This is a genomic window from Halomonas sp. IOP_6, from assembly GCF_021151565.1.
GTDB classification, from domain to species: domain Bacteria; phylum Pseudomonadota; class Gammaproteobacteria; order Pseudomonadales; family Halomonadaceae; genus Vreelandella; species Vreelandella alkaliphila.
Genome location: NZ_JAIRBO010000010.1, coordinates 29,085 through 43,483, shown reverse-complemented (window position 1 = coordinate 43,483; position 14,399 = coordinate 29,085). Strand labels below are relative to the sequence as shown.

The following is a 14,399-nucleotide window of genomic DNA, read 5'->3' as shown; positions in this document are numbered from 1 at the left end:
ACATAAAAAAAGCCACCCGGAGGTGGCTTTTGGTACAACTTAGCGATTAAAAGCGCATTAACTGCTGCTTAAACGCCATTAATGCTCAAACGGCTTAATGCGGCAGCTTCAAAAACTTCACATTAGACATATGCTGAAGAATACGAATAACTTGGCAGCTATAGCCAAATTCATTGTCATACCACACATAAACGACGGCGTGGTTACCGTTTGCGATGGTGGCTTTAGCATCGACAATCCCTGCATGACGATTGCCAACAAAGTCAGACGATACAACTTCTGCTGAATCCACGAAGTCAATCTGCTTCTGGTAGGAGGAATCAATCGATACGCGACGTAGGTAATCGTTCAACGCCTCTGCATCGGCGCCCTTTTCCAAGGTTAAATTCAAAATAGCCATAGAAACATTGGGCGTAGGCACGCGAATGGCGTTACCTGTGAGCTTACCTTCAAGTTCAGGTAGCGCTTTTGCGACCGCTTTTGCTGCACCTGTTTCGGTCAATACCATATTCAGCGCCGCACTACGCCCACGACGGTCGCCTTTGTGGTAATTATCGATAAGATTTTGGTCGTTGGTGTAGGCGTGCACGGTCTCTACGTGGCCTGTCACTACGCCATATTCATCATTTAGCGCTTTTAGCACTGGCACGATGGCGTTGGTAGTACAGGACGCTGCCGACACGATACGGTCATTATCGCCAATCGTTTCATGATTAATGCCGAATACGATATTTTTGATATCGCCTTTGCCGGGGGCCGTTAACAATGCTTTCTTAGCGCCCTTGCACTCAAGATGCTGACCCAATCCAGCCTCGTCGCGCCAGATACCGGTGTTATCAACAATCACCGCGTTGTCGATACCGTAAGCAGTGTAATCAATTTCACTAGGCGAGTCGGCGTAAATAACCTGAATCACGTTACCGTTGACAATAAGTGTACGCGCTTCAACATCGACAGTAATTGTGCCGTCGAAAGGCCCATGTACCGAGTCACGACGCAGCAGACTGGCGCGTTTCTCAAGGTCTTTTGCCACATCGCCGCGGCCACGAACGACAATGGCTCGCAAGCGCAACAGATTGCCGCCGCCCGCTTTTTCGACCATTACACGTGCCAGCAAACGACCGATACGACCGAACCCGTACAGCACAACGTCTTGAGGCTCACCTTTGCTGCCGTTTGGCTGAAAGCCATCAATGATCTCAGCAAGTTCTTTACGCAGGAAAGCATCAAGGTCACCACCGCCCTGGCGTTTAAAATTAACCGCCAACTTTCCAACGTCAACATGGGCAGGGCCGAGGTTCATCTCACTCATCGCTTTTACGATGGGGAACGTATCTTCAACAGATAGCTCAGTGCCTTCAATTTTGCGTACAAAGCGGTGATCTTTGAGGATGCGAATGACGGACCGCTTAATCAAGGAACGACCAAACATAGTGGCGACAACATTATTTTGGCGATACAGCTGACCCACTAGCGGAATCATTTGCTCAGCCAGAGCTTCGTTGCTTTGCCATTCCTGAAAAACGTTTTCGAGAGCTTGCTGACTCACGTGCGGCCTCATTGGGTAGTGAAAAGAAATTTCCTGGAGCATTATCCTGGGCTTACCTACATGCCGCAATGAATGGATAGTCGCACAACATGTAGGGGTATTACAGAAAAAGCGGATTGACTACAAACCACAATAGTGTATCGGAACCACAAGGCTTACTTAACTACTAGTGGTTGCTTTGCGCAGGCCTCTGCCTGAAAGTACTGATCGTGTATGATCCAGATTCCGTTTCAGCGCAAAACGATACCGTGACTATGTCCTCTTTTTCTCTGCTCGAACCGCCCCAACCCAAAGGGATTCGCGACACGCTCTACCTAACATCGCCGCCGGGCAGTGCAACTGCCCTGGCGCTGGCTCAGGTCGCGTTAAGCGCACCATTATTGGTTATTACGCCGAACACTGCCAGCGCACAGCGCCTGGAGCAGGATCTGGCATTCTATAGCAATGTTCCCGTTCTACCCTTTCCAGACTGGGAAACACTGCCTTATGACAGCTTCTCCCCGCACCAGGATATTATCTCGTCACGCCTACGCACGCTGCGCTTACTGCAGGATGGCGTACGCGGCATTGTGCTGGTGCCAATCAATACGCTGATGCAGCGTCTGCCTCCCGTATCATACATCGCTGGGCGCGTGATGACGCTAAAAGCGGGCGCTAAGCTAAATCGAGAAACATTTCGCGAATCGCTATCGCGGGCAGGTTATCGTGCCGTAGAAACGGTCTACGAGCCTGGCGAATACGCCATGCGCGGCGCAATTATCGACCTTTTCGCCATGGGTATGGATGAGCCAATTCGTATCGATTTGTTTGATGACGAAATCGATACGCTACGCCATTTTGACCCTGGCAATCAGCGCTCTACCAATAAAGTCGATGTGATTGAGCTACTCCCAGCTCATGAGTATTCACTCAGTCGCAGCGCTATTGCTTGCTTCCGAGAACAGTTTGAAACGCTTTTTGATGTTGATCCGCGCCAGTGCCCTCTCTATAACGATGCACTGAAAGCCATCCCCTCCCCGGGCTTGGAACAATATTTGCCACTGTTCTTCGACGAAACCGCTTCTTTATTTGAGCACGTTACCGATGACACCCGTGTAGCACTGTTGCCAGGTGTATTCGAAGCAGCTGAGCAACACTGGCAGTCCATTGAATCACGCTACGAGAATTTGGGTGTTGATCCAACACGCCCCCTTTTACCACCGCTTCGCGCGTTCATTCCCGTTAATGACGTTTTTTCGGCGATAAAAGCCCGCCCCCGAATCGAACTAACCGAAGACAACACGCAACGCCATGCCCTGGCGCCGAAGGCCCAAGCACTACCCTCGCTGGCAATTAACGCTCGCACCAAGCACCCCCTTAACGAACTGGCTACCTTTCTGGATGCACAGCAAGCTACGCGGGTACTGTTTGTTGCCGAGTCACGGGGACGCAGAGAAGCGTTAGAAGAAGTATTGGCGCCGCTTAAATTAAGCCTGTCCCATATTGACAGCTTCCAAGACTTTTTAAGCAGCACTGATCGCATTGCCATTACTGAAAGCTTGGTAGGCAGCGGCTTGTGGCTTACCGAACCGAATGTCGCGGTAATCAGCGAGACTGAGCTCTTTGGCGATGTCGTGCGCCAGAGTCGGCGGCGAGAAAAAGCGACCGACGACAACGAATTGGCCGTGCGCCATTTATCTGAGTTACGAGAAGGCGCACCGGTTGTTCACCAAGCACATGGCGTCGGCCGCTACTTGGGGCTGGAAACCCTTGAAGCTGGCGGTCAAGCTAACGAATTCCTGGCGCTTTCATATGCCGACGGTGCCAAACTTTATGTCCCGGTCGATAGCCTGCATCTTATTTCTCGCTATAGCGGCGCTGATGACGAACTCGCTCCGCTGCATCGGTTAGGCTCAGATCAGTGGGAAAAGGCACGCCGTAAAGCGGCTGAGAAAATCCGCGACACTGCCGCTGAGCTACTCGACATCTACGCCCGGAGGGAGGCTCAGGAAGGGTTCATTTATGATACGCCGGGCGATGAATACGTTCGCTTCTCTGCCAGCTTCCCATTTGAAGAAACCCCTGACCAGCAGGCAGCCATTGAAGCAGTAATAAGCGACATGATCTCTCCTCAGCCAATGGATCGCGTCGTTTGTGGCGATGTAGGGTTTGGCAAGACCGAAGTCGCCATGCGTGCTGCATTCCTAGCCGTTCAGACTGGTCGCCAAGTAGTGGTGCTTGTGCCCACTACGCTATTAGCTCGCCAGCACTTTGAAAACTTCCGCGACCGCTTTGCCGACACCGCTGTGAATATTAGCCTTATTTCACGCTTCACAGGCGGCAAGGAAATGACGCAAACCTTGGAAAGCATCAAAAATGGCCAAACCGACATTGTAATCGGTACTCATAAACTGCTGTCTAAAAGCGTTGAGCTGCCCAAAATGGGGCTTTTAATTATCGACGAAGAGCACCGCTTTGGGGTCGCGCAGAAAGAGAAACTCAAAACGCTGCGCGCCGAAATCGACATTCTGACGCTAACGGCAACACCGATTCCGCGCACCTTGAACATGGCCATGAGCGGCATCCGAGACCTGTCGATTATTGCCACCCCACCAGCACGGCGCTTATCGGTCAAAACGTTTGTGCAACAGCGAGATAGCAGCGTCATTAAAGAAGCCCTGCTGCGTGAAATATTACGCGGCGGACAAGTCTACTTTTTGCACAATGAAGTCAAAACGATTGAAAACGCTGCCGAACAAATCCGCGAACTGGTGCCAGAGGCACGGGTTGCTGTCGCTCACGGCCAATTACCCGAGCGCAGCCTTGAGCGAGTCATGTCAGACTTCTACCATCGTCGCTTCAATGTGCTGGTGTGCTCTACCATTATCGAAACCGGCATTGACGTGCCCAGCGCCAACACTATTTTGATTGAGCGCGCCGATAAGTTCGGCTTGGCCCAGCTACACCAGCTGCGTGGCCGTGTTGGACGCAGCCACCATCAAGCATACGCTTACCTACTAACGCCGCCCCCCAAGGCAATGACACGAGATGCCGTGAAACGTCTGGAAGCGATTAGCGCCTCTGATGATCTCGGTGCTGGCTTCACCTTAGCAAGCCACGACATGGAGATACGTGGCGCAGGCGAGCTTCTAGGCGACGAGCAGAGCGGCCAAATGGAAACCATCGGCTACACGCTTTACATGGAAATGCTGGATCGCGCGGTGAAGGCTATCCGTGCGGGCAAAACGCCTAACATTGACGCCCCCTTCAACACCGGTGTCGAGATTAGCCTCAATCTGCCGGCGCTGATTCCTGACGACTATATTCACGACGTACAGCAGCGCCTGGTGATGTATAAACGTATCGCCAATACCCAGAGCGACGCTGAGCTTAAGGAGCTACAAGTCGAGCTTATTGATCGCTTTGGGCTCCTTCCTCAGCCTTTGAAGAACCTGATACGTCAGACTAGGCTTCGCCACCGCGCTGAACAACTGGGTGTAGCGCGCATTGAAGCCGGTGAGAACCGTGGACGAGTGCTTTTCAACGGCTCTACCCAGGTCGATCCGCTAACCCTTGTGACGCTTATTCAAAAATCGCCACAGCACTACCGACTGGATGGCTCAGACACTTTACGATTTGAATTCCCAATGGAAACCACCGAACAGCGTTTTGATAAAGTCGAAGCTCTGCTTACAACACTCAATCAAAAAGTAGCGGCGGCGTGAACCTTGGGGCAAACTTGTATGAAAGCCCTACGCACGGCCCTCTAACTGCCGCCCTTGACAATGCTAGTTTGCAGCAATGTGGCGCATAAATTAATTAGGAACCACCATGAATATTCGTAAGTTATATAACGCCTGGGGCCCGACGAGCTTAGCTGTCTTACTTACAGCAAGCCTCTCTACCCCTATTTATGCACAGTCTTCAGCCGATACAGCTGAAGGCCCAGCCCCTGCTACAGAAGAGGCGCTTACCAGCGCTGACCAGCTCGCTGAGCAAAGAGAACTACCCCGCGGCCATTTTCGCCTTCCTGAAGAAGGCGACATTATTGGAGAACACTACACCGTCGTCGTAGAAGATCCTGAAGACACACTCATCGATATAGCGCGACGCCATAACATTGGCTACGAAGAGATTCGTATGGCCAATCCAGGCGTCAGCATGTGGGTACCTGGGGAAGGCACAGAAATCGTTATACCTGCGCGCTATATTTTACCGCCTGCACCCCGCGAAGGCGTGGTCGTAAACCTGTCTGAACTGCGACTCTATTATTATCCGGCTGACAACCCTGGCATTGTTGAAACCTATCCCGTCAGTGTTGGCCGTGAGGAATTTGCCACACCGATCGGCATTACCCGCACGACAGTGAAGGTAAAAGATCCTGCCTGGGCGCCGCCAGCCTCTATGCGTCGTGAAGCAGCTGCACGTGGCGAGCCAGCCCCCTCTATTGTGCCTGCTGGCCCTAACAACCCGCTGGGTCGTCACGCTATATTACTGGCGATGCCTAGCTACCTGATTCATGGCACCAACCGCCCTGAAGGCGTCGGCATGCGGGTCAGCCGCGGCTGCATCCGCATGTTCCCCGAAGATATCAAGTCGCTCTACGAGCGCATGCCTACCGGCACTCAAGTCAACTTGATGGATGCACCGTTTAAAGCAGGCTGGGCAGCGGACGGCACACTGTTTGTGCAGTCTTACCCTCAGCTTGAAGAAAACGTTGGCGATTTTGAACCACTGCTTAATGCCATCGAACGAGTAAGCGAGCTTGCTGAAGACCAAGCAGAAGTTGACTATGCCCAGGTAAAACTAGCAGTAGAAAATCCGGATGGTCGCCTTATAGCGCTTTATGGCCCCCAAGCACCAGCACCAGCCCCTGTTGAAGAGCCTGTGGAGCTTGATGGATTATTAGAAGAAATTGAGCTCACAACAGCGACACAAGCCGAGGAAGAAGCATAACCTTAGTCAAAATAAAAAAACCCCGCCGAGGCGGGGTTTTTTTACATCTACAGCAACCCTAAGTTTTAACACTTAGAGCCCAGGCAGAATTACTTCTGCATGGAACGCTGGAACATGCGGTTCATTTCTTCACGGTTCTGCTGAGACATCTGCAGAGCAGCTTGCGCATCGCGCTGAGCTTGGTTAGCAGTGTTCATTGCTTGTGAAGCCATGCTGCGTGCTTCTGCGGCGTCAGCCTGTGCAGATTCAGCAGTCATGCGAACTTCTTCCAGGGCGCTGGTAGAAGCACAGCCAGCCAGGATTGCCAGTGAAGCAGCAGCGGCAGTCATCTTCAGAGCAGTCTTCAGAGTCATAATGTTCTCCTTGAGTCTTCCTTGGGTACAACGTTAAGGGTATGACAAATTTAAGGCTAAAGCGTTAGCTCAATTTTGTCTACCTGCGGTGCAGGTTCTTTACAGCGACTTGTACCATGGCATTACACCAATGCACGCAAGTCAAACGCTGTTTTATAATAGACCACAGCGGTTGTCTATAGCCACGTATTTAAAACCTTTAACTTCCTTCAACGACATAGCTTATCGGATCACTACGCGAGTGCCAACACCTACCAGCGACGCAACGCGTTCAATTTGCTCGTTGGTGACAGCAACACAACCCTGAGTCCAGTGGTACTGGCCATGAATATCTGGATCACCCTCGCCAATACCATGTATGCCAATGGCACCGCCCAATGCCGTATTCTGCGGCGGTGAGCCGTGGCGCTGATAGTGATCAAAATAAGCATCATAATCCGCTTGGGAATAAATGCCTTTTTCGAGCGCCATCCTCGCATGAGGTGGCGTAGGATAATCGATACCAATAAAGATATGCCACTGACTTTCGTAATTAAATCGATTAATTCGAAACTCGCCAAGTGGTGTCACATTATCACCGCGGATCCGCTGGGTTTTCGCCCCACCTCGCCCAAGGGATATGGGCGCGTAGTGCTCAACCAACGCATTACCACGGTAAACACTCAACGTGGCGTCTTTATCATCAATTAATACCCAAAGTTCATTGCTGTGACGCGGAATACTCGCACGCGAAAGCAGCGTCTCAACCAGATCTGTGGGCTCATAATTATTTAAGGTACCGGAAGTCGCTGCACTGGCCACAGCAGGCCAGCCCAGCGCCAACGCTAAAAAACGGCGACGGTTTACAGGCATCATTATCGTTCTCTATATAGGCCAGTATCACCAGCCAACAAAGCATTTGTGGCGGTTGTTATACCTTATTCTCACACCAAATGTCAGTGCTTTCAAAAAAGCCAAAAAATAAGCCAGTGCGACAATATGGCAACCGCGCCATTATTAAACGCTATCTAAATCACCTCAAATGCCTGCCTAGATATCTTCGAATTCTTGCATACTCGTTACTAGCTTGCGCGCTTCAGCATGATGCCCTTCCGCCAAGGCGTTAAAAAAAGTTTCCTCTGGCTCTATTTTTGCCCGTGATGCACGATGCTCATAGAGATCCTGTAGCTTGCGATGCGACTCAACCGCTACACGAGTCAGCTCATCAATTGAGTCTGCAATCGTTTGTTGAGCAAGTGCCTCAAGGGCTGGAGGCTGAGGAAAGTCATTAGGGTCATCAAACCATATTTCCAACACTTCTTTATGATTAAAGCCATCACTAAAAAGCGCCTCCAGCCCAGTCTTCATCCGGAGTTCGCTGTCGGCTAAATACGTTAACGCCATGACAAGACGTTGTTGGTCGCTTGAATCAGCCGCAGCACGATACTGACGCGCCATGCGCCCATGATAATCCGCGGCCCATTCAACGAAGTCTTTGACTTGGTTATAGCGCATCTATATCTCCTCTTGCGATTCACTCTCTCTAGGCAATACGTTTGTCGTTATAATTACCACTCTTGGCTAGTTTCACGTAACGCAGCAATATCCCGTTTTGCAGCATGAAGGTTAGCTAACAGCTGGTCAGCAACACTCACTTGGCTGCCGACAGCGATCATTGAGGGGTTCTGCACTGCGCGTTTACTAGCCCCCTCGTCACTGTGCAGTTTCTCAATTTGCCCTACCAGCCAGTGCAACCAGCTATCCGGCTGGTGCAGCATATCTCTTAAGCGCTGCAGCTCAGCAACGGCAGGCCCCTTCTCATTAAGGAGCACTTGCCAGCCATGCTCGTTAAGACGCGCATGCTCGGTCACTTCTTTGAGCAGCGAGTTTAATGCCAGCTCAAAGAGCGCCAAGGCGCTCTCTTCAATCGCCATTTGACGAGCCTGAGCATGTTCGTCATTACCTGCTGGAAGACCAACCAAAAGCTCAGCTTGATAAAGCAGTTGGTTGGTACGAGAACGTGGGCTCACTTGCGCTTATCCTCCACGTGCCATTTACCCGCCTCAAATGTCGCCTTCCAGCCGGTTGCTTTACCTTCTTCATCGGTCATCACGTACTGCTCTTTATTTTTCCGTGAGTAGCGAATTTGCGCAGGACGGCCATCCGGGTCTTCGCTGGGCGCCTTTAAGATAAAGTGATACTTTTCCGGTAGTTCGTCGGCGTGGGCTTTTAGCTCTTTTACCAGCGGCGGACGGGTTTCACGATTTTTAGGAAACTTGCTGGCCGCTAAGAACAAGCCACTGGCACCATCACGCAGCACGTAGTGATCCTCTACCTTCTGGCAGGCCAGTTCCGGCATGGGAATGGGGTCCATTTTGGGCGGTGCCACTTCACCACTACGAAGCAACTTGCGGGTGTTTTTACACTCACTGTTGGTGCAGCCGAAATATTTGCCAAATCGACCTGACTTAAGCTGCATCTCAGAACCACACTTATCGCATTCGATAATGGGGCCGTCGTACCCTTTGATTTTGAACTTGCCCGCTTCCACCTCATAACCATCACAATCAGGGCTATTGCCACAAATATGCAGTTTGCGACCCTCATCGATGAGATAGTTATCCATGGCGGTTCCGCACTTCTGGCAACGACGCTTGGCACGGAGTGCGTTGGTTTCTGCTTCTTCGCCTGCATCTTCTGCAACAGCTTCTTCACCAGGGATTAAATCAATGGTGGTTTTACAGCGCTCTTTGGGCGGCAAGTTATAACCACTGCAACCCAAGAACACACCGGTGGAAGCCGTCCGAATTTGCATTTTGCGACCGCAACTTGGGCAGTCAATATCCGTAGGAACCGGCTGATTAGGGCGCATTCCTTCGTCGCTTTCGGCTTTGCTAAGCTCCTGACTGAATTCACCATAGAAAGCATCCAGCAAGGCTTGCCAGTTACGCTCGCCTTCCGCAACTTCATCCAGGCTATCTTCCATTCGAGCCGTAAACGAATAATCCATCAAATCGGGGAAAGACTCTTTCAGCCGTTCGGTGACAATATCACCCAATTTTTCAGCATAAAAACGGCGACTTTCTAGCTTCACGTAACCACGATCCTGAATCGTGGAAATGATGGCAGCATAGGTAGAAGGACGGCCAATGCCCTGCTTCTCGAGCTCTTTTACTAAGCTGGCTTCCGTATAACGCGGGGCCGGTTTAGTAAAGTGCTGCTGCGGGTCAAGCTTTTCAAGCGCCATCGCCGTGCCCTTCGGCAAATCAGGCAGGCTTTGGTCTTCATTTTTACCCGATGGTTTCATCACCCGCGTATAACCATCAAACTTGAGCACTCGCCCTTTGGCGCGCAAGTCGTAGCCATCAACCTCAACACTCAGCGTACTGGAAAGGTACTCAGCAGGCGTCATCTGACAGGCCACAAATTGACGCCAAATCAGCTCGTAGAGACGCTCTGCATCACGCTCCATTCCAGATAGGTCACTAGCCTTGCGCTCAACGCTAGAGGGCCTGATCGCCTCGTGGGCTTCTTGGGCGCTCTCCTTGCTGCTGTAACGGTTAGCAGAGTCTGGTAAATAGCGTGCTCCGTACTCATCACCAATAAACGAGCGAACACTCTCTACCGCATCCTTTGAAAGATTGGTGGAGTCGGTACGCATGTAGGTAATGTAACCAGCCTCGTAGAGACGCTGAGCCATGGTCATGGTTTTCTTAACAGAGAACCCTAACCGGCCACTGGCAGCCTGCTGCAATGTTGAGGTAATAAACGGCGCAGTAGGCTTGGAGCTCGTCGGTTTGTCTTCACGGGAGGTAATCGCAAGCTTGGCTTTGCGCAGTTGCTCAATGCGTGCAAGCGTGTCCTTTTCGGAGGTAGGACGGAAGGGCTTACCATCCTGACGCACCAACGCAAATCTAACCAGCTCGCCATCCGGGGAAGCGAGATCTGCATGGACATCCCAAAACTCTTCAGGAATAAACGCACGAATTTCGCGTTCACGCTCAACGATCAGGCGAACCGCGACAGATTGAACACGACCTGCTGATAAGCCCCTGGCAATCTTGGCCCACAGCAACGGTGAAAGCATAAAACCAACAACACGGTCCAAGAAGCGGCGCGCTTGCTGCGCTTCCACCCGGGGAATATTTAGCGCCCCTGGCGACTTAAACGCATCCTGAATGGCATTTTTGGTTATTTCATTAAATACAACGCGCTTATAACGACTGTTATCACCACCAATCGTCTCGCGCAAATGCCAGGCAATTGCTTCCCCTTCGCGGTCCAAATCCGTTGCGAGATAAACAGCATCAGCTTTTTCAGCCAGCTTCTTTAATTCAGCAACGACTTTTTCCTTACCAGGGAGCACTTCATAGCGCGCTTCCCAGCCGTTATCCGGGTCAATGCCCATCCGCCGAATTAACTGATCATGAGCCTTACGTTTTTTGTACTCTGCTTTCTCTTCCGCCGACATCTTGCGTGTTGCCGCAGCCTGGCGAGCGCGCTCCTTCGGGTCGGAGGCTGCCTTACCTGAGCCGCTGGTCGGCAGGTCACGGATGTGACCCACGCTCGACTTTACGATGAAATCGTTGCCGAGATACTTATTGATCGTCTTCGCTTTCGCAGGCGACTCGACGATGACCAGTGACTTGCCCATAGTGCTCCACTTTCCTAATGCTCAGGCGCTATCGCCCATGCTCTGAATACGTTGTCGCCTGTCGTTACCACTTGACGACCATGAGAAAAATGCGCCTACCCTACCCCAGGCCTGCAACAAGCGCCAGTAACAACCGACGCATAAGTAACAAACTAATGCTGAAGCGCAAGGTGTCTATCCGTACTATTTTTCATAATGAAGTAGCTAGACACTAGACTGCCAATACGCAGACGGCAACCCAAAATACGGAAACAAAAAAACGCCCCTGTATCAAAACAGGGGCGCAGACAAACGCTACAAAGCTTAGCGCTTGCGCGGTGATTTCCTACGCGACGCCGCTCTTGGCTGAGGCTTGCTTGCTTCTTTAGCTGCATCTGCTGCTACATTATTAGTAGCAGGAACACTTTCGGTAGATGCGCGTTGGGTAGCCTCCTTTTCCGTCGATACTGTCTCTGTCGACACGCTTTCAGCTAGAGAGCTTGCAGCGGTTTGCGTATCAATAGCCGCCTTCTGGTCACCTGCTTGCTTAGTGTCAGTAGCGGGTGCGCTCAAGGCTTTTGGCTGAGTAGATTTTGGTTGAGCGGCTTTCGGCGGCCTCGCTTGATCAAATAGCATCTTCACCTGCTCAAAACGCTCTGCTGCGTGCTCGGATAATTCACCACTCGCAGCGAACACATGTTTAAGGTGCTCGATATGCCCGTCGATGTCACTGCTGCTTTGCCCTTTTAACAGCTCGGGCAATGACGATAGCGCTCGCTCACGATCTAATTTCAGGATAAAGAACTGATCGCGTACCAAACGCTTAAATTCACTCAACGTTGAACTAGGCTCTAACTCAGCACGGGAAGCACGTAACCGTTTGAAATTGCGCTCATCTGTCGCTGGCGCTCCACCTAGCACATAGATAACTGAGCGCATGACGGCTTCATGAGCGCCACCCTGGGCTATTTTATTGCGCAGCTCATTTTTGCGGTTTTCAACAAAACGTTGATGCTCTGGCTCGGCTCCAGGACGACGACGATGCACATGCGCATCGCCATACAAACCTACCGCTGCTTGCAATAGTGGCTGTCCGTAAATGTCCATAAACAGCCTTTCCGTCGTGCTATCGCGCAAATCTCGTACTGCATTGAGATTGGCAACGATTTGATCGGAGCACATCGTTTCTAATGCTTTGAAAACATTATCTTGACCTACTTGCTGACGATTGCAGCGTACTGCTTCAGCCATCACCGGCAGCGGAACAGTCAGCGGATTACGATCAGATAGAAGCTTGTAGCCTAACCGGATAGGATGCATACGACGAATCCAGCGTGCCGCTTCTGGCGTCATCATGGCCTGCACCCAGGGTTGAACGTATAACCGATAGAAACCAAGGTTGATTTCGGAAATACGTGCAACCGTTGCAAACCGACGATCATCCTCTGGGATATGCATTACATCCTGATCCAGCTCCTCAAAGTTACGCGATGTAAACTCAAGCAAATAATCACGCTCAAGTAACTCCGCATCATCTCGCTCGCTGACATGCGAGACCGTTGTCTCATACAGTCCGGGCGGCATAACATCGATATAGTCCATGTTGGCCGTGAACTCAGCATGCTCTTTGCGCGACACACTACCGGAAACAAAGATCCCTAAGTGCCCTGTTGTGTCGTGCATGCAGTACACGATCGTCTGCTCGTTGGCGATGATATCTTCTTCGCCTTCGTATAAATCACGAATCCAACCCAGCGCCTGAGGCGGCGGCGTTATGTCGTCACCACGCGAGCAGAATACGACAACAGGTGAGCGCACATTGCGAAGATCAATCCGGCGGCCATCGCGAGTCACCAGTTGGGCCGTCGAGAGACGATTACCAACAAATAGGTTATCGACAATATATTGGATCTCTTGGCCACCTAAAACAACGTGACCACCCCACCAGCGCTCGAACTCTAAATAGCGTTTGGATTCGGTATCAATGTTGTCATACAGATGGTACTGCTTTTTCCAGTAGGTATTGGCTGGGTTGAGACGCTCGAAGTTCTGCACTAGCCAAGCACCATCAAACAGGCCGTTACCAATGTCGCTAGTTAAAGCAGTAATCCAGCTTCCACCGGTCATACCACCGGTATAGCGCATGGGCGCTTTACCGTGCTCCCCGGCCCAGTAAGAAAGCGGAGCACCGGCAATAAGAATCGGACCAAACACATCCGGCTCAAGTGCCGCAGCCATCATTATTTGCCAACCCGCCTGACAGTTCCCCACCACCATTGGTTTTTCAGCTGTTTCTGGGTGCAGAGCGATAACATGACGCAAAAACGCAATTTCCGCTTCTACCACATCCTCAACGGTTTGCCCCGGTTCAGGAAAAGGCAAAAAACCAATAAAATAGCAAGGGTGACCAGCCTTTAGAGCAACCCCAAGCTCGCTATCAGGCTTGAACCCGCCGATACCAGGGCCATGACCTGCCCTAGGATCCACGACAACAAACGGTCGTTTCTCAGGGTCAATCTGAATATGGCTGGGGGGAAGAACTCTCAGCAGCTCATAATTGGTTGGATGGGGAAGCGTACGTCCATCAATGAGCACCTCTGTATCAAATCCAAGCACGTTCGGCTTGGTTTGCTCCATATGCTCAAGATATTGATTTCCGCGTTCGCGCATAACATCCCAATACAGGACGCTACGCTCAATACTGTCGCGCCAATAGCCCGCTGCAGCCCGTCCGAATCCGAACGGATCTACCATGCTAGCAAAGGCCTCGCCGACCGGTAATGGAGCCATTTGATCAGACGCTCCTGGCCACAGGCTTTTCAGCGCGCTGCCAGGCAACAAAGGATGAGCGAGAAAGTTCATAAATTCTCCCATTGGGTTGATGCAAAGCATCTGTCCCGAAGCGTTGATGCTGCAATGCAATATAGTTTAGGCCACTCACTGCATAACG

Annotated in this window: 9 protein-coding genes; 2 read left to right on the top strand and 7 right to left on the bottom strand. The window is 51.4% G+C overall.

All coding sequences use genetic code 11. The annotated features are described in order from the left end of the window. Positions 1–94: 94 nt before the first annotated feature. Positions 95–1,549 carry a glyceraldehyde-3-phosphate dehydrogenase gene (locus tag K7H08_RS15970; RefSeq protein ID WP_231658512.1) on the bottom strand — a complete coding sequence of 485 codons (1,455 nt, stop codon included), beginning with the start codon at positions 1,547–1,549 and terminating at the stop codon, positions 95–97. Between the two features lie 254 nt (positions 1,550–1,803). Between K7H08_RS15970 and mfd the strand changes: the two genes are divergently transcribed. Together mfd and K7H08_RS15960 are read left to right on the top strand one after the other, a co-directional pair. Continuing rightward, positions 1,804–5,253, top strand: a complete 3,450-nt coding sequence (gene mfd / locus K7H08_RS15965; protein ID WP_231658511.1) for a transcription-repair coupling factor — start codon at positions 1,804–1,806, stop codon at positions 5,251–5,253. A 106-nt stretch (positions 5,254–5,359) separates the two neighbouring features. Continuing rightward, positions 5,360–6,484: a L,D-transpeptidase family protein gene (locus K7H08_RS15960; protein ID WP_120387066.1), complete on the top strand. Its 1,125-nt coding sequence runs from the start codon at positions 5,360–5,362 to the stop codon at positions 6,482–6,484. An 89-nt stretch (positions 6,485–6,573) separates the two neighbouring features. On the opposite strand, the gene K7H08_RS15955 is transcribed toward K7H08_RS15960, so the two are convergent. The 6 genes from K7H08_RS15955 to K7H08_RS15930 form a co-directional block, all read right to left on the bottom strand. Further along, positions 6,574–6,837, bottom strand: a complete 264-nt coding sequence (locus tag K7H08_RS15955; RefSeq protein WP_009723517.1) for an Lpp/OprI family alanine-zipper lipoprotein — start codon at positions 6,835–6,837, stop codon at positions 6,574–6,576. Between the two features lie 222 nt (positions 6,838–7,059). Continuing rightward, positions 7,060–7,692, bottom strand: a complete 633-nt coding sequence (locus tag K7H08_RS15950; RefSeq protein ID WP_038483627.1) for a L,D-transpeptidase family protein — start codon at positions 7,690–7,692, stop codon at positions 7,060–7,062. Positions 7,693–7,866: 174 nt separating this feature from the next. Then, positions 7,867–8,331 carry a 2-hydroxyacyl-CoA dehydratase gene (locus tag K7H08_RS15945; RefSeq protein WP_198349811.1) on the bottom strand — a complete coding sequence of 155 codons (465 nt, stop codon included), beginning with the start codon at positions 8,329–8,331 and terminating at the stop codon, positions 7,867–7,869. Between the two features lie 53 nt (positions 8,332–8,384). Continuing rightward, complete coding sequence (locus tag K7H08_RS15940) at positions 8,385–8,846, bottom strand: DUF6586 family protein (RefSeq protein ID WP_038483624.1); 462 nt, start codon at positions 8,844–8,846, stop codon at positions 8,385–8,387. After that, entirely contained in the window at positions 8,843–11,470 is a 2,628-nt protein-coding gene (topA, locus tag K7H08_RS15935) for a type I DNA topoisomerase (RefSeq protein ID WP_038483622.1), read from the bottom strand. Before topA ends, K7H08_RS15940 begins: the two co-directional genes overlap by 4 nt. A 303-nt stretch (positions 11,471–11,773) precedes the next feature. After that, a complete protein-coding gene (locus K7H08_RS15930) occupies positions 11,774–14,311 on the bottom strand; it encodes a DUF3141 domain-containing protein (protein ID WP_231658510.1) in 2,538 nt (845 codons plus the stop codon). Positions 14,312–14,399 lie beyond the last annotated feature (88 nt).

Bases quoted from the DNA above. Each gene is read 5' to 3' on its own strand.
- mfd (WP_231658511.1), top strand. From the start codon at position 1,804: ATGTCCTCTTTTTCTCTGCTCGAACCGCCCCAACCCAAAGGGATTCGC.
- K7H08_RS15960 (WP_120387066.1), top strand. From the start codon at position 5,360: ATGAATATTCGTAAGTTATATAACGCCTGGGGCCCGACGAGCTTAGCT.
- K7H08_RS15955 (WP_009723517.1), bottom strand. From the start codon at position 6,837: ATGACTCTGAAGACTGCTCTGAAGATGACTGCCGCTGCTGCTTCACTG.
- K7H08_RS15950 (WP_038483627.1), bottom strand. From the start codon at position 7,692: ATGATGCCTGTAAACCGTCGCCGTTTTTTAGCGTTGGCGCTGGGCTGG.
- K7H08_RS15945 (WP_198349811.1), bottom strand. From the start codon at position 8,331: ATGCGCTATAACCAAGTCAAAGACTTCGTTGAATGGGCCGCGGATTAT.
- topA (WP_038483622.1), bottom strand. From the start codon at position 11,470: ATGGGCAAGTCACTGGTCATCGTCGAGTCGCCTGCGAAAGCGAAGACG.
- K7H08_RS15930 (WP_231658510.1), bottom strand. From the start codon at position 14,311: ATGAACTTTCTCGCTCATCCTTTGTTGCCTGGCAGCGCGCTGAAAAGC.